Below are 20,583 nucleotides of genomic sequence, written 5' to 3' on the forward strand. Positions count from 1 at the left end.
TAGCGATAATTTTTTTTTATCCCACCAGAAAAGATCATCAGGACGTTTTTGCCAGGCTACAGTCCGTACGGGCTGGAGGCAGTTATCCACTATTCCTGTGGATAACCTTGTGTATTAGAGTTAGAAAACACAAGGTAAGCGAGAGAAGACGCGGCCTGCGACTAAATTGATGCGAAAGACGGCTTGAGATAATAGTCATTAAATTACAGTGTGTTAGATAAATGCAATGGCTGTCGCAGAAGTGTCATGTGTTGCCACAAAACTTTCATCGGGTAGCTTGACAAATGTTAAAAAAGTCATTGGTTTGGGGATAACACATTTTTGCTGGTGTTTTATCTTGCCTGCGGACAAATTTTAGCCTGTAGTCACGGCCATTTTGCTGGCGTAACAGAAATATTCTGGCGCGTTACTGTTTTTTCATCCAGTATATTTTACTGGCAAAATATACTGCTGCGAGTAAAATTACACACCTGCCCGCCCATTGCTTCAGGTAGCTGCTCATGAGTAAACCGTTCAAACTAAATTCCGCTTTTAAACCCTCTGGCGATCAGCCTGAGGCGATACGTCGCCTGGAAGAAGGTCTGGAGGATGGTCTGGCGCATCAGACGTTGCTGGGGGTGACGGGGTCGGGGAAAACATTCACCATCGCGAACGTGATTGCGGACCTACAGCGCCCTACCATGGTGCTGGCCCCCAATAAGACGCTTGCCGCGCAGTTGTACGGTGAGATGAAAGAGTTCTTCCCGGATAACGCGGTGGAGTATTTCGTCTCCTACTACGACTATTATCAGCCGGAAGCCTACGTGCCAAGTTCTGACACCTTCATCGAGAAGGATGCTTCGGTTAACGAACACATTGAGCAGATGCGTCTGTCAGCAACCAAAGCGTTGCTTGAGCGACGGGATGTCGTCGTCGTAGCGTCGGTTTCCGCGATTTATGGTCTGGGTGACCCGGACCTGTACCTGAAAATGATGCTGCACCTGACGGTGGGGATGATTATCGACCAGCGCGCGATCCTGCGTCGTCTGGCGGAGCTGCAATATACTCGTAACGATCAGGCATTCCAGCGCGGGACCTTCCGCGTGCGCGGTGAAGTGATCGACATATTCCCGGCGGAATCTGACGACATCGCGTTGCGCGTGGAACTGTTTGATGAAGAGGTCGAACGTTTGTCGCTGTTTGACCCGCTTACCGGACAGGTCGAATCCACTATTTCGCGCTTTACCATCTATCCCAAAACGCACTACGTGACGCCGCGCGAACGTATTGTTCAGGCGATGGAAGAAATTAAGGTTGAGCTGGCAGAGCGGCGAAAAGTCCTGTTGGCAAATAACAAACTGCTGGAAGAACAGCGCTTAAGTCAGCGTACTCAGTTCGATCTGGAAATGATGAACGAGTTGGGTTACTGCTCGGGGATTGAAAACTATTCCCGCTATCTGTCCGGGCGTGGCCCGGGCGAGCCGCCGCCGACGCTGTTTGATTACCTGCCTGCCGATGGCCTGCTGGTGGTGGATGAATCTCACGTGACTATCCCGCAAATTGGCGGCATGTATCGCGGTGACCGGGCGCGTAAAGAAACCCTGGTCGAATACGGATTCCGTCTGCCGTCTGCGCTGGATAACCGTCCGCTTAAATTTGAAGAGTTTGAAGCGCTGGCCCCGCAAACCATCTACGTTTCGGCGACGCCGGGCAACTATGAGCTGGAGAAATCCGGCGATGATGTGGTCGATCAGGTAGTAAGACCGACCGGCCTGCTGGATCCGGTCATTGAGGTGCGCCCGGTGGCGACGCAGGTTGACGATCTGCTATCTGAGATCCGCACCCGTGCGGCGATTAACGAACGTGTGCTGGTCACCACGCTCACCAAACGGATGGCGGAGGATCTCACCGAGTATCTTGAAGAGCACGGTGAACGGGTGCGTTATCTGCACTCTGACATCGATACCGTGGAACGTATGGAAATCATTCGTGATCTGCGTCTGGGCGAGTTTGATGTGCTGGTGGGTATCAACCTGCTACGTGAAGGTCTGGACATGCCTGAGGTCTCCCTGGTGGCGATTCTGGACGCAGACAAAGAAGGGTTCCTGCGTTCTGAGCGGTCACTTATTCAGACCATTGGTCGTGCGGCGCGTAACATCAACGGTAAGGCGATTCTCTACGGCGATAAAATTACCGCCTCTATGGCTAAAGCGATTGGTGAAACCGAACGTCGCCGTGAGAAGCAGCAGCTCTATAACGAAGAACACGGTATTACGCCGCAGGGGCTCAACAAGAAAGTGGTCGATATTCTGGCGCTGGGTCAGAATATTGCGAAGACCAAAGCGAAAGGCAAAGGGAAGTCACGCGCAGGCGCGAAGTCTGAGGTTGTCGAACTGGATATGACGCCAAAAGCGCTGCAGCAGAAGATTCACGAGCTGGAAGGGCAGATGATGCAACACGCGCAGAATCTCGAGTTTGAAGAGGCCGCGACAATCCGTGACCAGTTGCATCAGTTGCGCGAGTTGTTTATTGCGGCATCGTAAGACGGTGTCGGATGCGGGGTAAACCCTTATCCGACCTACGGGGTAGATAGCGTACGTAGGCCGGATGCCGGAGCAATTCGTTTTGTAGGCCTGATAAGCGCAGCGCATCAGGCAAATCCGTTCAGCCCAGCGCCTGCACCGCTTTCTCCAGCGCACTATGCAATAGCTGGCGGTCATGACGGTAGGGAATATCGCTGGCTTCCAGCACTTCCTGGATCACAACGCGGTCGGTAACGGCGGAAGCATCCACTTTCGGCCCCACAACCACCGCATCAATCACTTTCTTCCCGACGTACTGTTCAATAATGGCCAGCTTATCGCTAAGCGTCAGGCTGGCTGCTGGCAGGCTTAATTCGCGTCCAAGATTGCCTATGTAGACCATCGGAGCCGGTGTGCGACGTAATGCCTGTGACATTTCATCGAGTAAAAGAATCGGCATCAGGCTGGTGTAAAAACTGCCGGGGCCTATCAAAATTAAATCCGCTTCAGCGATAGCCTCAACGGCCTCCCGTGTAGTCGGGACTTTTGGCGAAAGCATCAGTTCCTGAGGTGGGACGGTGAGCTGATCGATATTCACTTCGCCATAAACTTCGTGTCCCTGGTCATCAATGGCCATCAGATCCACCGGCAGCTCCGACATCGGAATTAAATGTGCGTCAACTTTCAGCAGGCTACGAATTAAATTGATAGCTTCCAGAGGCCGCACGCTGAGGTGATCGAGCGCCTTTAACATCAGATTTCCGAGGTTATGCCCGGAAAGTTCGCCATTACCGCCAAAACGATACTCAAACATAGCGGATGCAACGCTGGGTTGGGTAATTAACTGGTTCAGACAGTTACGCATGTCTCCCCAGGCAATCCCTCCTTCAGAGCGACGAATACGACCTGTCGACCCGCCGTTATCGGTGGTGGTGACGATACCCGTCAGGCGGGAACCTAATGGGGAAAGAGAGGAGAGAACGCGTCCTAATCCATGCCCTCCGCCGAGAGCGACAACGCGGTCCAAATCTGCCAGCGTGCGAGTGCGCATATATTTTCCTGATATCAATTGATCGGCGCTACAGTAACGTAAATAGCGTGTTTTCAGCAATTATCCAGTCGGCATCTGCCGTAATTTTTTTCTGCGATCTACTCCTTTCTGACGACACTCACCTGATGGCAAGATGATGTATATCAATGCAAAACTGTGATTTTTGCTTATTCTGTAGCGAAATTGCACGATCATGTCGCTATATACATATTTATACAGCGAAAGTGTACATGGCAAAAGCGCCATTTACACGCTAGTATCGGCATAACCACAAAGTACTCTTAAGAATTTGAGTTGCCGGAAGCCAACGCATCTGCAACTCGAAGTATGATGAGTATAAACACTCTAGCCTCTGCACCTGGGTCAAATGATACGGTGCTTTGGCCGTGACAAGACTTGAAAAAGTTTGTCACCAGGGCGCAGGAAGAAATGACTACGTCTCCCGTATTTGGAAAGGTGTACATGGGCTCTCAACTTACCGATGCTTTCGCACGTAAGTTTTACTACTTACGTTTGTCGATTACCGATGTGTGTAACTTTCGTTGCACCTACTGCCTGCCGGATGGCTATAAGCCCGGCGGGGTCACCAATAACGGCTTTTTAACCGTTGATGAAATTCGCCGTGTCACGCGTGCGTTCGCCAGTCTGGGAACGGAAAAAGTGCGTCTGACGGGGGGCGAACCTTCACTGCGTCGCGACTTCACTGACATTATCGCCGCCGTGCGCGAAAACGACGCCATTCGCCAGATTGCGGTAACCACCAATGGTTATCGTCTGGCGCGCGATGCCGCCGCCTGGCGCGATGCCGGACTGATCGCGCTCAACGTCAGCGTCGACAGCCTCGACGCCCGTCAGTTTCACGCCATTACCGGACAGGACAAGTTTCAGCAGGTGATGGCGGGCATTGATGCCGCCTTTGATGCCGGTTTTGAAAAAGTGAAAGTCAACACCGTGCTGATGCGCGACGTAAACCATCATCAACTGGACACCTTCCTGGCGTGGATCCAACCTCGACCAATCCAACTGCGTTTTATTGAACTGATGGAAACGGGCGAGGGCAGCTCTCTCTTCCGTAAACACCATATTTCCGGACAGGTACTGCGCGATGAGCTGCTGCGTCGCGGCTGGATCCACCAGATCCGACAGCGTAGCGACGGCCCGGCTCAGGTTTTCTGTCATCCTGATTATGTTGGCGAAATTGGTCTGATCATGCCTTATGAGAAAGACTTCTGCGCCACCTGTAATCGTCTGCGCGTTTCCTCTGTCGGCAAGCTTCATCTGTGTTTATTTGGTGAAGGCGGCGTAAGCCTGCGTGATTTGCTGGAAGACGATGCTCAGCAACCGGCGCTGGAAGAACGTATTTCAGCCGCGCTGCTGGAGAAAAAGCAGACCCATTTCCTGCATCAGAACAATACCGGTATTACGCAAAACTTATCTTACATTGGCGGCTGATCGCTAAAAGGAGTTTTTCATGAGTCAGGTAAGCGCTGAATTTATCCCGACACGCATTGCTATTCTTACTGTTTCCAACCGTCGCGGCGAAGAAGATGACACCTCCGGCCATTATCTGCGTGACTCGGCGCAAGAAGCGGGTCATCAGATTGTCGATAAGGCGATTGTCAAAGAGAACCGCTACGCCATCCGCGCCCAGGTTTCTGCCTGGATTGCCAGTGACGATGTACAGGTGGTGCTCATTACCGGTGGCACTGGCTTAACCGAAGGGGACCAGGCGCCGGAAGCGCTGCAACCGCTGTTCGACAGAGAAGTCGAAGGGTTTGGCGAAGTATTCCGTATGCTGTCGTTTGAAGAGATTGGCACCGCGACGCTGCAATCCCGTGCGATTGCCGGGGTGGCGAATAAAACGCTGATTTTTGCCATGCCGGGTTCGACCAAAGCGTGTCGTACTGCCTGGGAAAATATCATTGCGCCGCAGCTTGATGCCCGTACGCGTCCGTGTAATTTCCACCCACATTTGAAGAAATAAGTATGTCGCAACTGACTCATATTAACGCCGCTGGCGAAGCGCATATGGTGGATGTCTCCGCCAAAGCGGAAACCGTACGCGAGGCGCGTGCAGAAGCATTTGTAACCATGCGTAGCGAAACGCTGGCGATGATCATCGACGGCAGTCACCATAAGGGTGATGTTTTCGCCACGGCGCGTATTGCCGGTATTCAGGCTGCCAAACGGACCTGGGATCTTATCCCACTGTGTCACCCACTGATGTTGAGCAAGGTCGAAGTCAATTTGCACGCCGAGCCGGAGCACAATCGCGTACGTATTGAAACGCTGTGTCGCCTGACCGGTAAAACCGGCGTTGAAATGGAAGCGTTAACGGCAGCCTCCGTGGCGGCGTTGACCATCTACGATATGTGCAAAGCGGTGCAAAAGGATATGGTGATTGGTCCGGTGCGTTTGCTGGCAAAAAGCGGCGGCAAATCGGGTGATTTTAAGGTGGATGCGCATGATTAAGGTTCTTTTCTTTGCTCAGGTACGGGAACTGGTGAACACCGATGCGTTAGAAGTTGCCGCCGAGTTTGCAACGGTAGAAGCGCTGCGCAAGCATCTGGCGGCGCAAAGCGATCGCTGGGCGCTGGCGCTGGAAGACGGCAAGCTGCTGGCGGCGGTGAATCAGACGCTGGTCAGTTTTGACCATCCTCTTAACGCGGGTGATGAAGTCGCTTTCTTCCCGCCGGTAACCGGAGGCTAAAATGGCTGAAACGCGAATTGTTGTTGGCCATGCGCCGTTCAGCGTCGGGGATGAGTATCCCTGGCTGGCAGAGCGCGATGAAGACGGCGCGGTAGTCACTTTCACCGGTAAAGTGCGCAATCACAATCTCGGTGACAGCGTTAAGGCGTTAACGCTGGAACACTATCCGGGAATGACCGAAAAAGCACTTGCGGAGATTGTCGACGAAGCGCGTTCGCGCTGGCCGCTGGGTCGGGTGACGGTGATCCATCGCATTGGCGAACTGTGGCCGGGTGACGAAATCGTTTTTGTTGGCGTGACCAGCGCGCATCGCAGCAGCGCGTTTGATGCCGGGCAGTTCATTATGGATTATCTGAAAACCCGCGCGCCGTTCTGGAAGCGCGAGGCCACGCCGGAAGGTGAGCGCTGGGTTGATGCCCGCGACAGTGATAAGCTAGCAGCAAAACGCTGGTAGAGTACAATTGTTGTAGGCTCATACTGATTCAGGAGATTGTCATGGACCGATTCCCACGATCCGATTCTATTGTACAGGCCCGTTCCGGCCTGCAAACGTATATGGCGCAGGTGTACGGCTGGATGACCTGCGGACTGTTGCTGACGGCGTTTATCGCCTGGTATGCGGCAAATACGCCCGCGGTGATGATGTTTGTCTTCTCCAGCAAAATCACCTTCTTTGGCCTGATCATCGCTCAACTGGCGCTGGTGTTTGTTCTGTCCGGCATGGTGCAAAGGCTGAGCGCGGGTATGGCGACCACGCTGTTTATGCTCTATTCGGCATTAACCGGGTTGACGCTATCAAGCATCTTTATTGTCTATACCTACTCGTCTATCGCCAGCACCTTCGTGGTCACTGGCGGGATGTTCGGGATCATGAGTTTGTATGGCTACACCACCAAGCGCGATCTGAGCGGCTTCGGCAATATGCTGTTTATGGCGCTGATCGGTATTGTGCTGGCCTCGCTGGTTAACTTCTGGCTGAAGAGCGAAGCGCTGATGTGGGCGGTGACCTATATCGGGGTGATTGTGTTTGTCGGTCTGACCGCCTATGACACGCAGAAGCTGAAAAATATCGGTGAGCAGATCGACCTGCGCGACAGCTCCAATCTGCGTAAATACGCAATTCTTGGGGCCTTAACGCTGTATCTGGACTTCATCAACCTGTTCCTGATGCTGCTGCGTATTTTCGGCAATCGTCGTTAATTGTCTGTTGCCGGATGGTATAAAAAGTAGGCCGGATAAGGCGTTACGCCGCATCCGGCACTATATACATCCTCATTTCGCCATCGCCTTCTCGTTCTTTGTCCGTAGCTTTTTCGCCCGACTCTCCAACAGCAAATAACACAACAGCGCCAGCAGTAGCGGAATAAAATAGTACAGCACGCGATACGCGAGCAGGGCAGCAATGATCGTGCCCTGAGACGTATTCTCTCCCGCCAGCAGCGCCATAAAAACCGCCTCCAGCACGCCGATCCCTGCCGGAATATGCACAATAACCCCGGCAATACTGCTCACCAGCAGCACGCCAAGCACGAAGAAATAGTTAATATTCTGACCCAGCAACAACCAGATAATCGCCCCCATAACCATCCAGTTAGTCCCGGATATCGCCATCTGCGCGAGGGCAAATTTCCAGGAGGGGAGCACCAGCTTTTGGCCCTTGATGGTGATGTGACGATGTTTAGCGAAGGTGCAAAACCACAGATAAACAACAATAATAAGCAGCAGCGCTATGCCTAAAATGCGCAATGTGCCTTCATCGATATACCAGTGATCGGGCAGTTCGACGACGCCGAAGGTAAATATAAAACCGCCCAGCAGAATATAGCCCAGCCAGTTAGTGGTAATGCTCAGCGAAAAAATCCGCGTTATTGTGCCCCCCGGCAACCCGAGACGCGAGTAGAGCCGATATCGCATCCCAATACCGCCCACCCAGGTGCTTAACGTCAGGTTGAACGCGTAACAGATAAACGACACCAACATGACCTGGCGTTTTGCCAGCTTGTGCCCGCAGTAGTAGCGCCCGAGCAGATCATAACAACCGTAAAGTAAATAACTGACGATCACCAACCCCACGGCGCTGAGCAGGGCGATCCGGTTGTAATCGCGAATTACCGTCCACACTTCCTGCCAGTTGACTTTGCTGGCATAAACGACCAGCAACACGATCACCGCAATAAAAAATAACCATGTGAGGATCTTTTTCGCTAACCGCCAGCGTCGGTGATTTTTTGCCATCAGGTTTTCCCTCCTGCATCCTCAGTTTGTATACGGTCCTGAGTTTCCAGAGCGGGCTGCGCGGGCGGCTCTACCTCGGCCAGATGCGGGGTATGCGCCGGAAGCCAGCCGACCAGCGCCGGGAAGTGGCGTAAAAAGTGGAAGGCCAGCACGCTCTTAGTCAGGTTCCACCAGGTGCGTTTTGGCAGCATAGATTCATCAACCCGCTTGCAGTCCTGCGCAATAATAGGGTTCAGGTTGTCGCGCAGGGTCTGGTTAAACGTGCGGTCATGAATAATCAGATTCGCTTCCAGATTCAGCGACAGGCTCAGCGGATCAAGATTGCTGGAGCCCACCGTCGCCCAGTGATCGTCCATCAGCGCCACTTTGCCATGCAGAGGTTTACGGCGGTATTCGTAGACATGGACGCCACCTTTAACCAGATAGTTGTACAGTAGGCGGGCACCCACTTTCACAATCGGCATATCCGGTTCACCCTGCACAATGAGTTTTACCCGAACGCCGCGTCGTGCTGCTTTACGCAGGGCATGCAGCAGGCGATAACCGGGAAAGAAATAGGCATTGGCAATGATCACTTCCCGTCGGGCCTGGGTCAGCATTTTAAGATAGTGGCGTTCAATATCATCGCGATGCTCTTCGTTATCGCGCCAGACGAACAGCGCCTGCGCTTCTCCGGGGCGATGATTGTCAATTGCCCGGTGATGACGTCGCCACCAGCGCCGTACGGCGCTTTGCCCGGGCAGGTTTTCCAGTACAAAGTTCAGAATGTCAGCAACGACTGGACCTTCAACGCGCACGGCGTAATCCTGCTTGGCCTCCGGGCCGTAATCCGACATATGTTCAGCGGAGTAATTGATGCCGCCGACAAAGGCAACACGGTCATCAATGACCACTATTTTTCGATGCATACGGCGAAAGAGATTGGTGCGCATTCCAAAAAGACGCGGACGCGGATCGTAGTAGCGGAAAACAACACCGGCTACGGTCAGCTCTTCAACAAAACTGTCGCTCAGATCCGGCGAGCCGTAGCCATCCAGCAGCACCTCTGCTTTGATTCCTCGTCGGGCGGCTTCGAGCAACGCGGCATGCAGCTGTTTTCCTACCGCATCTTCAAACCAGATAAAAGTCTCAAGGATAATTTTTTGCTGTGCCTGCTCAATGGCGTCAAATACGGCGGGGTAGAATTGATCGCCGTTTTCCAGCAGTTGAATTTGATTGCCTTCACGCCAGCCATATTTCATAAATGAATCTCCGCACTCAGAGGGGCATGATCGGACAAATGTCGCCAGTGACGCAGCGAAAGCGTCGTTGGGGTACTGGCATTCGCGTTTTTCACATAGATCCTGTCCAGGCGCAGCAGGGGAAACTGCACCGGAAACGTTCGCGCCGGGCGACCGTGGGCGCGGGTAAAAATCTCGTCAAGGCCAGCTTTGGCTTTCAACGGGCGATTGGCCGTTTGCCGCCAGTCGTTAAAATCTCCAGCAATCACCACGGGCTCCGCGTTGGGCAGGGCGTTAACCCAGTCTGCCAGCATCGAGAGCTGAGCCTGGCGGTGAGCTTCACGTAGGCCGAGATGCACACACATCACATGAATGGGGAGGGAGAGCATTGGCGGTACGATGCGGCAGTAAAGGACTCCGCGCTTTTCACTCGCACCGACTGACACATCATGATTTTCATAATGCTCAATGGGATACCGCGACAGCACTGCATTACCGTGATGTCCCTGCGGGTACACGGCGTTACGCCCGTAGGCGAAGTCGCTCCACATCGTGTCTGCCAGAAATTCGTAGTGGCTGGTATCCGGCCAGTTCTCAATGTGCAGCGAATGCGCTTCGTGCGCCCCCATGACTTCCTGCAGACACACAATGTCTGCGCCGACGGTTCTGACGGCTTCCCGTAGCTCAGGCAAAATAAAACGCCGGTTGAAGGCGGTGAACCCTTTGTGAGTATTAATGGTGAGCACATTGAATGAAAATTGAACTCCCGATCCGCTCATGAGCCTCCCGATGGCGTCACTTCCTAAATAAAATAGTGTAGTCGTCGTCACAAAAAGATGCGGTGTTGCGGAATTTTCCGTAAAGTCCGGTACTCTGAACAATTAGTCGAAAATCCTTCAGGAGAATAGCCATGAGGTGGCAACAACGTGTTCGTGTCGCAACGGGTCTAAGTTGCTGGCAGATAGTGTTGCATTTACTGGTAGTGGCGTTGCTGGTAATGGGCTGGATGAGCGGCAGACTGGTGCATGTCGGCCTGGGATTGTGCGTCGTGTACGGCGTTACCGTTTTATTGATGCTTGCATTGCAACGTCACCACGAACAGCGCTGGCGCGACGTGGCTGATGTGCTGGAAGAGTTGACCACGACGTGGTATTTCGGTGCCGCAATGATTGTGCTGTGGCTGCTGTCACGCGTGCTGCAAAACAACGTCTTGCTGGCACTGGCGGGGCTGGTCATCCTTGCAGGACCCGCCGTGGTCTCGCTGCTGGCGAAAGACAAAAAGCTACATCACCTTGCGTCTAAACATCGCATACGCCGCTGATCCGGTCGTGGCCGCTATCACTAATAGCGGCCACAAGCTTCCCCAGACAATCTGCAGACTCGCATCTTTCAGGTAAATCTGTTTCGTGATGTCCGTAAAATGGCGGATCGGGTTTATCCACGTCAGATTCTGCAACCAGACCGGCATGTTTTCGACCGGTGAAACATAGCCCGAGAGTAAAATCGCCGGCATCATAAACACAAACACCCCGATAAACGCCTGCTGCTGGGTGGCGCACAGTGACGAAATCAGCAGACCAAAGCCGACCAGCGACAGCCCGTAAATTACCATCGTGAAATAAAACAGCCCCAATGAACCGGCAAACGGAATGTGATAAGCCCAGATGCCGATCGCCAGCACAATGGTGGCCTGAAAAGTAGCCACAATTAGCGCGGGCACAGCTTTACCGATAAAAATCTGCCAGGTGGTAAGCGGGGAAACCAGCAGTTGATCCAGTGTGCCTTGCTCGCGCTCGCGGGCAACCGAGAGCGAGGTGACGATCATTACGCCGATGGTGGTGATCATGGCGATCAGCGACGGAACCACAAACCATTTGTAATCCAGATTCGGGTTATACCAGTTACGCACCACCAGCTCGCTGTTGTTCGGTTTCGGCTTGCCGTCCATCAGCTCCTGCTGATACTCCTTAACGATTTGCTGCAGGTAATTCGCGGCAATTTGCGCGCTGTTGGAGTTACGTCCGTCGAGGATAATCTGCATGGGAGCCTGCTGGAAGGTATCCAGATTACGCGAAAAATTGGCCGGGAAACGCACCAACAGCAGGGCTTTTTGCGTGTCGATGGTGGGCTGGATCTCCTGCGGACTTTTCAACAGAAGAACATGCGTAAAGGCGCTGGCGCGGGCGAAGCGCTGGGTAAGCTCAACCGAATGTTTACCGTTGTCTTCGTTATAGATAGCGATAGTGGCGTTGGTCACTTCCAGCGTTGCCGCGAACGGGAACAGGATAACCTGAATCAGCACCGGTAAAATCAGAATGGCTCGCGTCTGCGGTTCGCGTAACAGCGATTGCAGCTCTTTGCGAATTAATGTCCATAAGCGATGAAACATGCCTGTCCTCTCAGTCCAGTTTGTAGGCCTGATAAGCTAAGCGCATCAGGCATAATGCCGGATGGCGACGTGAACGCCTTATCCGGCCTACGGCTACAATTATCCATACACGAATTTAATCCAGCCGACGTTTGGTTTTAAGCCACGTCAGGCCAATAAACATCACCGCCGAAGCGATTAAAAACAGCACGTTGATAATCAGCACCACCGGAATATTTCCCGCCAGAAACAGGCTTTGCAGGGTACTGACGAAATAACGTGCCGGAATAATGTAGGTTACCGCCCGGATAATCGCGGGCATGCTGTCTATCTGGAAGATAAAACCCGACAGCATAATCGAGGGCAGGAAGGCGGCATTCAGCGCAACCTGCGCGGCGTTAAACTGGTTGCGGGTGATGGTGGAAATAAGCAACCCCATGCCGAGCGTACTGAGCAGAAACAGGCTGGTAATGAAAAACAAGATCAGCAACGAGCCGCGGTAGGGCACGCCAAGAATAAACACCGACACCAGCATACACAGCAGCATCGCCAGCATGCCCAGAAAGTAATACGGGATCAGTTTGCACAGTAGGAGTTCGACGCGGGTGACTTCTGTCGACAGCAGCGCTTCCATGGTGCCGCGCTCCCATTCGCGCGCCACCACTAATGAGGTGAGGATGGCGCCAATCACCGTCATGATGATGGTTACCGCTCCGGGAATAATAAAGTGCTGGCTGATGGCCGCCGGGTTAAACCAGTAGCGGGTTTGCACGTCGATCAAAGGTTTGAACGATTCCCCGCGATCTTCTGCCCGCTGTTGCTGCCAGATTTGCCAGATGCCTTCGACATAACCCTGCACAAAGTTGGCGGTATTCGGTTCGCTGCCGTCGGTGATCACCTGGATCGGGGCGACATCGTTAGGTCGCGCCATCTGCTGGGCAAAATCCACTGGGATCACCACCAGACCGCGAATGCGCCCGGCCTGCATTTTCTCAATCAGTTCCTGACGATTATCGCTGATGGTGGCGTCAATATACGGCGAACCGGTCATGGTATGGGTAAAATCCAGCGCCTCTTCACTCTGCTGTTCGAGCAAAATCCCTACCCGCAGCTTGCTGGAGTCGAGGTTGATCCCGTAGCCGAAGATAAACAGCAGCAGCAGTGGGATCACCACAGCAATCAGCCAACTGCTGGGATCGCGGACGATCTGGCGCGTCTCTTTCACGCACAGCGCGCGGACGCGACGCCAGGAGAGAGCGGAGTTACTCATGCGTATGCTCCTTATCCCAGTCATTGATTAGCGTGATGAACGCCTGTTCCATGGTCGGGTCCGGCGTGTCGCTGTCAGCAGCCTGAGTCTTCAGGTCGTCTGGCGTACCGCTGGCTATCAGTTTGCCGCGATACACCAGCCCGATGCGATCGCAGTATTCTGCCTCATCCATAAAGTGGGTGGTCACCATCACCGTGACGCCTTTTTCCACCATGCTGTTGATATGCAACCAGAACTCACGACGGGTGAGGGGATCGACCCCGGAAGTGGGTTCATCAAGGAACAGAATGTCGGGTTCATGCATCAGCGAGCAGGCCAGCGCCAGACGCTGCTTAAATCCCAGCGGCAGTTCATCGGTGGCGTGGGATGCGATACTCTTCAGGCCAAATGCCTCGCTCATACGATCGATTTTCTCTTTCTGCGCCCGACCGCGCAGGCCGTAGACGCCGGAGAAAAAGCGCAGATTCTGTTCAACCGTCAGGTTACCGTACAGGGAGAATTTCTGCGCCATATAGCCCAGATGCTGACGCGCTTTACCGGAGCTGACTTTCAGGTCCATATCCAGCACCAGCGCTTTGCCGGAAGTGGGGACCAGCAGGCCGCACATCATTTTAAAGGTGGTGGATTTGCCAGCGCCGTTGGGTCCTAACAGACCAAAAATCTCGCCGCGCTGCACGGCAAAGTCTACGTGGTCGGTAGCGGCAAAATCGCCAAATTTCTTGGTCAGCGCTTTGGCTTCGATCACCGTTTCGCCAGGCGTGCCTTCCACGGTATGTAGGATAGCGCCCAGTGGGGACTCCGATGTTCCGGCTCCGCCGAGTAAATCGATAAAGGCATCTTCGAAGCGGGGGGCTGTTTCGTTGATGGTTATCTCCGGCATGCCGTCAGCGTTTTGGATCTGCTGAGCCGTAGCCTCTTTTTTCAGGATTAAACGGACGGATTTCCCCTGAATCATTCCGTCGCTGACCAGCGGCAGCTTTAACGCGCGTTGCAGCAGTCGGCGGTTGTTTTCCTGCGGACTACTCATCAGGAAGCTGCGACCCGCCATGGTTTGCGTAAGCTGGGTGGGATCGCCCTGGTATAACAGTTCACCTTCGTTCATCAGCAGCACATCACGGCATTGCTCTGCTTCATCCAGATACGACGTACTCCAGAGGATCAGCATGCCGTCCCCGGCCAGCTCGTGGACCATTTGCCACAGTTCGCGACGGGAAATGGGGTCGACACCTACGCCTGGCTCATCCAGCAGCAACACTTTAGGTTCGCCAACCAGCGTACAGGCAAGCCCGAGCTTCTGCTTCATGCCGCCAGAAAGCTTGCCAGCCAGTCGTCCGGTAAATGGTCCCAGCGAGGTGAAGTCCAGGAGTCGGGCAAAGGTTTTTTCTCGCGCTTCACCGGTGACGCTGCGTAAGTCGGCATAGAGATTGAGGTTCTCCATGACGGTTAAATCTTCGTACAGACCAAATTTCTGCGGCATATAGCCCAGCACCGCATGTAGTGCGCTGTCGTCTTTGATGGGGTCAAAACCAATCACCTCAGCACTTCCGGCATCAGGTTTTAATAATCCCGCCAGCATTCGCATCAACGTAGTTTTGCCCGCGCCGTCCGGCCCGACAAGCCCGGTCACGTAGCCTGCATGAACGGTACAGTCGAGCGGGGCGACGGCTGGTTTTTCCATTCCGGCAAAGTTTTTCGTCAGCCCTTTAAGCGTAATGACGGCGTCATTCATGCCGTGCCTCATCGCCAAACTTTATCGTTACCGGCATTCCCTGGCGCAGCGCATCGTCCGCGTCGGTGACGACAATTCGCAGGCGATAAACCAGGTCGGTACGCAGGTCAGGAGTCTCGACCGTTTTCGGGGTAAATTCGGCGGTAGGAGAAACGAAGCCGATTTTGCCGTGATACGGTTTGTCCGGGCGGCCATCGGTATAGAGCAGGATCTCACGTCCTGGCTGCGCCTGGCTCAGATTTCGTTCGTCAACGTAAGCACGAACCCAAACCGGACGCGTGAGCGACAGCGTCAGTACCGTGCCCCCTTCGTTCAGCATGCTGCCGGGTTCAACTGCACGGGTGAGAAGCGTGCCGTCAGACGGCGAGGTCAGCGTGGTGTCATGCAAATTAAGCTCTGCCTGTGCCAGCTCGGCCTGAGCTTGTTCGAGCGTGGCTTTTGCCTGCTCGATGTCCTGCACACGATTACCGCTGCGATATTGCGTGAGTTTATCCTGTGCGGATTTCAGCGAAGCTAACGCCTGATCGCGAGATGAACGGGCGTTTTCCAGATCGTTGGCTGAAATGGTGCGGCTTTTCCACAATCCGACCTGCCGATTGTAAAAGTTCTGCGCGTAATCATAGGCGGCCTGCGCCTGTTTGACTGCCGCCGCGGTTTGCGCGATCTCTTCTTCGCGATACCCTGCCAGCATCAGATCGTATTGTGCCTGTGCGGCGGCAACGTTGGCTTTTGCCTGCATCAATGCGTTTTCATACGGTGCGCGGTCCAGTTCACCCAGCACCTGACCGGCGGTAATCGCATCGCCTTCGTCAACCGCCAGCGAGGCCAGCCTGCCGCCGACACGAAAACTCAGGTTGACGCTACGGATATCGACATTGCCGTACAGTGTTAAACCATTATCTTGCCGACTCTGATACCACCACGTTCCACCGGCAATCACGGCAACGAGGGCCGCGATAACCAGCCCGAGAACGACAGGTTTTTTCATGACTCCAGACTCCTTTGCGTTAAACCTTGCAGAATAAGATCGATGTGACAGGTGATCGTTTGGTCAATCAGCGCGGTTTTATCCTCATCAAATTGTGACCAGCCTGTACGCAACAGAATGGTTTCTTTCCCCAGACGAAAAGCCAGCACCTCGCCGAGTATGGCGTGGGTGTGCAGAATCATTTGGGTATCATTGGCATCGCCGCCCGTATAGGCGGCAATCAGGCGCGTCAGGTGTGTATGCAACGGATTGATAACCTGGTCGTGCACCAGTTGATAAGCCGCGGTGGGGGAAAGCTGTTCGCGCGAGATAAATTTGCTCAGGTTAACGGTGTCGTCCTGAGTTAACAGCATGATCATATTTTTGCAGGCGCGCAGGATCAGTTCGCGCATCGCGCCACGGTCCGGCTCAGGCTGGGCGAATAAACGCTCGGCCTCTTCAGCGTGCGGGCGAAACTGTGCACCGATAAAATCCGCAATCCACTGGGCGCAGGCGAGATATAAATCCTCTTTTGAGCCAAAATAGTAGGTGATAGCCGCAATGTTTTGCCCGGCCTGTGCAGCGATATCGCGCGTCGTGGCGTGCAGACCATACTCACCGAATTGCGCCAATGCGGCGGCAATGAGCTGGTTCTTCGCCTGTTCACCTTTGGTTGTCATGGTGGGTGTATTCATGGCACGACTCTGATCTTAATCAATCGATTGATTAAGATTATGACTGATGTGCAGCCTTGTCCAGTCCGGAGCGTTATTTTCCAGTGAAGGGATAATTTATGCGGCACATCACAAAAACTGCTACACTCCGCCCCTTCATGACATTGTGGTTTTTGTCATCTCTATTGTATGTATCTCCCTGAAAACGACACCGGTAACGGTCAGGGCGGTTCGGAGTTGTTATGTCTTTTGATTCCCTTGGTTTAAACCCTGAAATTTTACGTGCCGTTGCCGAGCAGGGTTACCGTGAACCTACCCCTATTCAGCAGCAGGCAATTCCTGCCGTGCTGGAAGGCCGCGATCTGATGGCCAGCGCCCAGACCGGTACGGGGAAAACGGCAGGTTTTACCCTGCCGCTGTTGCAGCACCTGATCACCAATCAGCCGCATGGTAAAAGCCGTCGTCCGGTTCGTGCGCTGATCCTCACGCCAACCCGCGAACTGGCGGCCCAGATTGGCGAAAACGTCCGTGATTACAGTAAGTATCTGAATATTCGCTCGCTGGTGGTCTTCGGCGGCGTCAGCATTAACCCGCAGATGATGAAGCTGCGTGGCGGCGTAGATGTGCTGATCGCTACTCCGGGTCGTTTGCTCGATCTGGAACACCAGAATGCGGTGAAACTTGATCAGGTTGAGATCCTGGTACTGGATGAAGCTGACCGCATGCTGGATATGGGCTTTATTCACGATATTCGTCGCGTTCTGGCAAAACTGCCGGCAAAACGTCAGAACCTGCTGTTCTCGGCAACGTTCTCTGATGACATTAAATCGCTGGCCGAAAAACTGTTGCACAACCCGCTGGAAATCGAAGTGGCGCGTCGTAATACCGCGTCAGAGCAGGTTACTCAGCACGTTCATTTCGTTGATAAAAAACGTAAACGCGAACTGCTGTCGCAGATGATTGGTCAGGGCAACTGGCAGCAGGTGCTGGTGTTTACCCGTACCAAACATGGCGCGAACCATCTGGCAGAGCAGCTGAATAAAGACGGCATCCGCAGTGCGGCTATCCACGGTAATAAATCTCAGGGTGCGCGTACGCGTGCGCTGGCTGATTTTAAATCCGGTGATATTCGCGTGCTGGTAGCGACCGACATTGCCGCGCGAGGTCTGGACATTGAAGAGTTACCGCACGTGGTGAACTACGAGCTGCCAAACGTCCCGGAAGACTACGTGCACCGCATTGGTCGTACCGGTCGTGCGGCCGCTACCGGCGAAGCGTTGTCTCTGGTGTGCGTCGATGAACACAAGCTGTTGCGTGACATCGAGAAGTTGCTGAAAAAAGAGATCCCGCGTATTGCGACGCCAGGCTACGAGCCAGACCCGTCCATTAAAGCTGAGCCGATCCAGAACGGTCGTCAGCAGCGTGGCGGCGGCGGTGGTCGAGGGCAGGGCGGAGCAGGGCGTGGACAGCAGCCGCGTCGTTCGGATGGCGGAGCGCCAAAAGCGAAGCCGCGTAATGGCGAAGGCAAACCGGCAGGTGATAAACCTCGTCCACCGCGCCGTCCGCGCAAACCGTCTGCAGCACAGTAATTGCGAGCCCGGCCGAAAGGTCGGGCTTTTCTTTTTGCGACACGGGATAGAAAGTGCCACAATAGTGGCTGTTTATACAGTATTTCAGGTTTTCTCATGGCACTAACGGCTGCGTTAAAAGCGCAAATCGCCGCCTGGTATAAGGCGCTTCAGGAACAGATCCCCGACTTTATCCCCCGTGCGCCGCAGCGGCAGATGATTGCTGACGTCGCGAAAACGCTCTCCGGGGAAGAAGGGCGGCATCTGGCGATTGAAGCACCGACCGGAGTGGGGAAAACCCTGTCGTATCTGATTCCCGGTATTGCCATCGCGCGTGAAGAACAAAAAACGCTGGTGGTCAGTACCGCCAACGTCGCTTTGCAGGACCAGATCTACAGCAAAGATTTACCGCTGCTGCGCAAAATTATCCCCGACCTGCGTTTTACCGCTGCGTTTGGTCGCGGACGCTATGTCTGCCCGCGTAACTTAGCGGCGCTGGCCAGCACTGAACCCAATCAGCAGGATCTGCTGGCTTTTCTCGACGATGACCTGACGCCCAACAACCAGGAAGAACAAAAGCGCTGTGCCAGGCTAAAAGGCGATCTCGACAGCTACAAGTGGGACGGGCTGCGCGACCACACCGATATCGCTATCGACGACGGACTCTGGCAGCGTCTGAGCACCGATAAAGCCAGCTGTCTGAATCGCAACTGTCACTACTATCGTGAATGCCCTTTTTTTGTCGCCCGCCGGGAGATTCAGGAAGCTGAAGTGGTCGTGGCTAATCATGCGCTGGTAATGGCGGCCATGGAAAGCGAAGCCGTTTTGCCGGAGCCGAAAAACCTACTGCTGGTACTTGATGAAGGCCACCATTTGCCGGATGTCGCGCGCGATGCGCTGGAGATGAGCGCAGAAATCAGCGCCCCCTGGTATCGACTGCAGTTGGATCTGTTTTGCAAATTAGTGGCTACCTGCCTGGAGCAGTTCCGCCCGAAGACCACGCCGCCGCTGGCGAATGCCGAGCGTCTGAACGGTCACTGTGAGGAATTGTATGAGCTGATTTCATCGCTCAATAACATTCTTAATCTGTATATGCCCGCTACCCAGGAGGCGGAGCACCGCTTTGCGATGGGTGAATTGCCTGCGGAAGTGATGGAGATTTGTCAGCGTCTGGCAAAGCTAACGGAAATGCTGCGCGGTCTGGCGGAACTGTTCCTCAACGATCTCAGCGAAAAAACCGGCACTCACGATATCGTGCGTCTGCATCGGGTTATTTTGCAGATGAACCGGGCGCTGGGCATGTTTGAGGCGCAAAGCAAACTGTGGCGGCTGGCATCGCTCGCGCAATCGTCAGGCGCGCCGGTGAGTAAATGGGCGACGCGCGAGGTGCGTGACGGGCAGATCCACGTCTGGTTCCACTGCGTGGGGATCCGTGTGAGCGATCAGCTCGAACGACTGCTGTGGCGTAGCGTCCCGCATATTATTGTCACTTCCGCAACGCTGCGCTCGCTCAACAGCTTCTCGCGTTTGCAGGAGATGAGCGGTCTGAAGGAAAAAGCAGGGGACCGGTTTGTCGCGCTGGATTCACCGTTTAATCACGTTGAACAGGGCAAAATAGTCATTCCGCAGATGCGCTACGAACCGTTAATTGATAACGAAGAGCAGCATATCGCGGAAATGGCCGCCTATTTTCGCGAACAGCTGGAGAGTAAAAAGCATCAGGGCATGCTGGTACTTTTTGCCAGCGGTCGGGCGATGCAGCGTTTTCTTGAGCACGTTACCGATCTGCGCCTGCTGTTGTTGGTGCAGGGCGATCAGCCGCGCTACCGTCTGGTGGAGTTGCACCGCAAACGGGTGACCAACGGCGAGCGCAGTGTGCTGGTTGGGCTGCAATCTTTTGCTGAAGGTCTGGACTTGAAAGGCGACCTGCTGACTCAGGTGCATATTCACAAAATTGCTTTTCCGCCTATCGACAGCCCGGTGGTGATCACCGAGGGCGAGTGGTTGAAAAGTCTGAACCGCTACCCCTTCGAGGTGCAGAGCCTGCCTGCGGCGTCATTCAATTTGATCCAGCAGGTTGGGCGACTCATCCGTAGCCATGGCTGCTGGGGAGAAGTGGTTATTTATGACAAGCGTTTATTGACCAAAAGCTATGGCAAGCGTTTACTGAACGCGTTACCCATATTTCCGATAGAGCAACCTGCTGTGCCAGACGTTATAGTAAAACCAAAAGAAAAAGCGAAACCCACGCGCCGCCGTCGGCGTTAACGATGCGAGCAAGAGGCAAGGA

At 54.1% G+C, this 20,583-nt stretch carries 19 protein-coding genes and 1 riboswitch; of the genes, 10 read left to right on the top strand and 9 right to left on the bottom strand.

The window, feature by feature from the left end; genetic code table 11:
• The first annotated feature begins 500 nt into the window (after positions 1-500).
• Positions 501-2,522: an excinuclease ABC subunit UvrB gene (gene uvrB, locus OGY09_RS14685; protein ID WP_008784186.1), complete on the top strand. Its 2,022-nt coding sequence runs from the start codon at positions 501-503 to the stop codon at positions 2,520-2,522.
• A 121-nt stretch (positions 2,523-2,643) separates the two neighbouring features.
• Here the strand turns inward: uvrB and yvcK are convergent, their stop codons facing one another.
• A complete protein-coding gene (gene yvcK / locus OGY09_RS14690) occupies positions 2,644-3,552 on the bottom strand; it encodes a uridine diphosphate-N-acetylglucosamine-binding protein YvcK (RefSeq protein ID WP_003831525.1) in 909 nt (302 codons plus the stop codon).
• Positions 3,553-3,881: 329 nt separating this feature from the next.
• Positions 3,882-4,027, top strand: a riboswitch (molybdenum cofactor riboswitch).
• Here yvcK and moaA point away from each other — a divergent pair.
• The 6 genes from moaA (at position 4,015) to OGY09_RS14720 (ending at position 7,462) form a co-directional block, all read left to right on the top strand.
• Positions 4,015-5,004: a GTP 3',8-cyclase MoaA gene (moaA, locus tag OGY09_RS14695; RefSeq protein WP_275399145.1), complete on the top strand. Its 990-nt coding sequence runs from the start codon at positions 4,015-4,017 to the stop codon at positions 5,002-5,004. It overlaps the preceding riboswitch by 13 nt.
• Positions 5,005-5,023: 19 nt before the next feature.
• Entirely contained in the window at positions 5,024-5,536 is a 513-nt protein-coding gene (moaB, locus tag OGY09_RS14700; protein WP_003035187.1) for a molybdenum cofactor biosynthesis protein B, read from the top strand.
• 2 nt (positions 5,537-5,538) lie between these two features.
• Positions 5,539-6,024 (top strand): cyclic pyranopterin monophosphate synthase MoaC, encoded by a 486-nt coding sequence (moaC, locus tag OGY09_RS14705; RefSeq protein ID WP_003035188.1) that lies wholly within the window; start codon positions 5,539-5,541, stop codon positions 6,022-6,024.
• Positions 6,017-6,262 carry a molybdopterin synthase sulfur carrier subunit gene (gene moaD / locus OGY09_RS14710; protein ID WP_003831530.1) on the top strand — a complete coding sequence of 82 codons (246 nt, stop codon included), beginning with the start codon at positions 6,017-6,019 and terminating at the stop codon, positions 6,260-6,262. The genes moaC and moaD overlap by 8 nt, the downstream gene beginning before the upstream one ends.
• A gap of 1 nt (position 6,263) precedes the next feature.
• Entirely contained in the window at positions 6,264-6,716 is a 453-nt protein-coding gene (gene moaE, locus OGY09_RS14715) for a molybdopterin synthase catalytic subunit MoaE (protein ID WP_008784190.1), read from the top strand.
• A gap of 41 nt (positions 6,717-6,757) precedes the next feature.
• Positions 6,758-7,462: a Bax inhibitor-1/YccA family protein gene (locus OGY09_RS14720; RefSeq protein ID WP_003831536.1), complete on the top strand. Its 705-nt coding sequence runs from the start codon at positions 6,758-6,760 to the stop codon at positions 7,460-7,462.
• A gap of 72 nt (positions 7,463-7,534) precedes the next feature.
• On the opposite strand, the gene OGY09_RS14725 is transcribed toward OGY09_RS14720, so the two are convergent.
• From OGY09_RS14725 to OGY09_RS14735, 3 genes are read right to left on the bottom strand one after another with little or no spacing between them, the layout of a single operon-like run.
• Complete coding sequence (locus tag OGY09_RS14725; protein ID WP_032942764.1) at positions 7,535-8,497, bottom strand: lysylphosphatidylglycerol synthase domain-containing protein; 963 nt, start codon at positions 8,495-8,497, stop codon at positions 7,535-7,537.
• Positions 8,497-9,738, bottom strand: a complete 1,242-nt coding sequence (clsB, locus tag OGY09_RS14730; RefSeq protein ID WP_032942766.1) for a cardiolipin synthase ClsB — start codon at positions 9,736-9,738, stop codon at positions 8,497-8,499. The genes OGY09_RS14725 and clsB overlap by 1 nt, the downstream gene beginning before the upstream one ends.
• On the bottom strand, positions 9,735-10,496 hold the full coding sequence (locus tag OGY09_RS14735) for an endonuclease/exonuclease/phosphatase family protein (protein ID WP_032942767.1): 762 nt from the start codon (positions 10,494-10,496) through the stop codon (positions 9,735-9,737). Before OGY09_RS14735 ends, clsB begins: the two co-directional genes overlap by 4 nt.
• A 131-nt stretch (positions 10,497-10,627) precedes the next feature.
• Here OGY09_RS14735 and OGY09_RS14740 point away from each other — a divergent pair, with 131 nt between their 5' ends.
• Positions 10,628-11,038 (top strand): YbhQ family protein, encoded by a 411-nt coding sequence (locus tag OGY09_RS14740; RefSeq protein WP_003831542.1) that lies wholly within the window; start codon positions 10,628-10,630, stop codon positions 11,036-11,038.
• Here OGY09_RS14740 and OGY09_RS14745 read toward each other — a convergent pair.
• The 5 genes from OGY09_RS14745 to cecR form a co-directional block, all read right to left on the bottom strand.
• Positions 11,000-12,106 (bottom strand): ABC transporter permease, encoded by a 1,107-nt coding sequence (locus tag OGY09_RS14745; RefSeq protein WP_008784194.1) that lies wholly within the window; start codon positions 12,104-12,106, stop codon positions 11,000-11,002. The two genes, OGY09_RS14740 and OGY09_RS14745, sit on opposite strands and share 39 nt — an antisense overlap.
• Before the next feature lie 115 nt (positions 12,107-12,221).
• Complete coding sequence (locus OGY09_RS14750) at positions 12,222-13,355, bottom strand: ABC transporter permease (protein WP_003831545.1); 1,134 nt, start codon at positions 13,353-13,355, stop codon at positions 12,222-12,224.
• Positions 13,348-15,084: an ATP-binding cassette domain-containing protein gene (locus OGY09_RS14755; RefSeq protein WP_032942768.1), complete on the bottom strand. Its 1,737-nt coding sequence runs from the start codon at positions 15,082-15,084 to the stop codon at positions 13,348-13,350. Before OGY09_RS14755 ends, OGY09_RS14750 begins: the two co-directional genes overlap by 8 nt.
• A complete protein-coding gene (gene hlyD / locus OGY09_RS14760; RefSeq protein WP_008784196.1) occupies positions 15,077-16,072 on the bottom strand; it encodes a secretion protein HlyD in 996 nt (331 codons plus the stop codon). Before hlyD ends, OGY09_RS14755 begins: the two co-directional genes overlap by 8 nt.
• Positions 16,069-16,746 (bottom strand): transcriptional regulator CecR, encoded by a 678-nt coding sequence (gene cecR / locus OGY09_RS14765; protein WP_003831550.1) that lies wholly within the window; start codon positions 16,744-16,746, stop codon positions 16,069-16,071. Before cecR ends, hlyD begins: the two co-directional genes overlap by 4 nt.
• A 221-nt stretch (positions 16,747-16,967) precedes the next feature.
• Here cecR and rhlE point away from each other — a divergent pair, with 221 nt between their 5' ends.
• On the top strand, positions 16,968-18,314 hold the full coding sequence (rhlE, locus tag OGY09_RS14770) for an ATP-dependent RNA helicase RhlE (RefSeq protein WP_032942769.1): 1,347 nt from the start codon (positions 16,968-16,970) through the stop codon (positions 18,312-18,314).
• A gap of 96 nt (positions 18,315-18,410) precedes the next feature.
• Entirely contained in the window at positions 18,411-20,561 is a 2,151-nt protein-coding gene (gene dinG / locus OGY09_RS14775; RefSeq protein WP_032942770.1) for an ATP-dependent DNA helicase DinG, read from the top strand.
• Positions 20,562-20,583 lie beyond the last annotated feature (22 nt).

The organism is Citrobacter sp. Cpo071, assembly GCF_030332765.1.
GTDB classification, from domain to species: domain Bacteria; phylum Pseudomonadota; class Gammaproteobacteria; order Enterobacterales; family Enterobacteriaceae; genus Citrobacter; species Citrobacter portucalensis.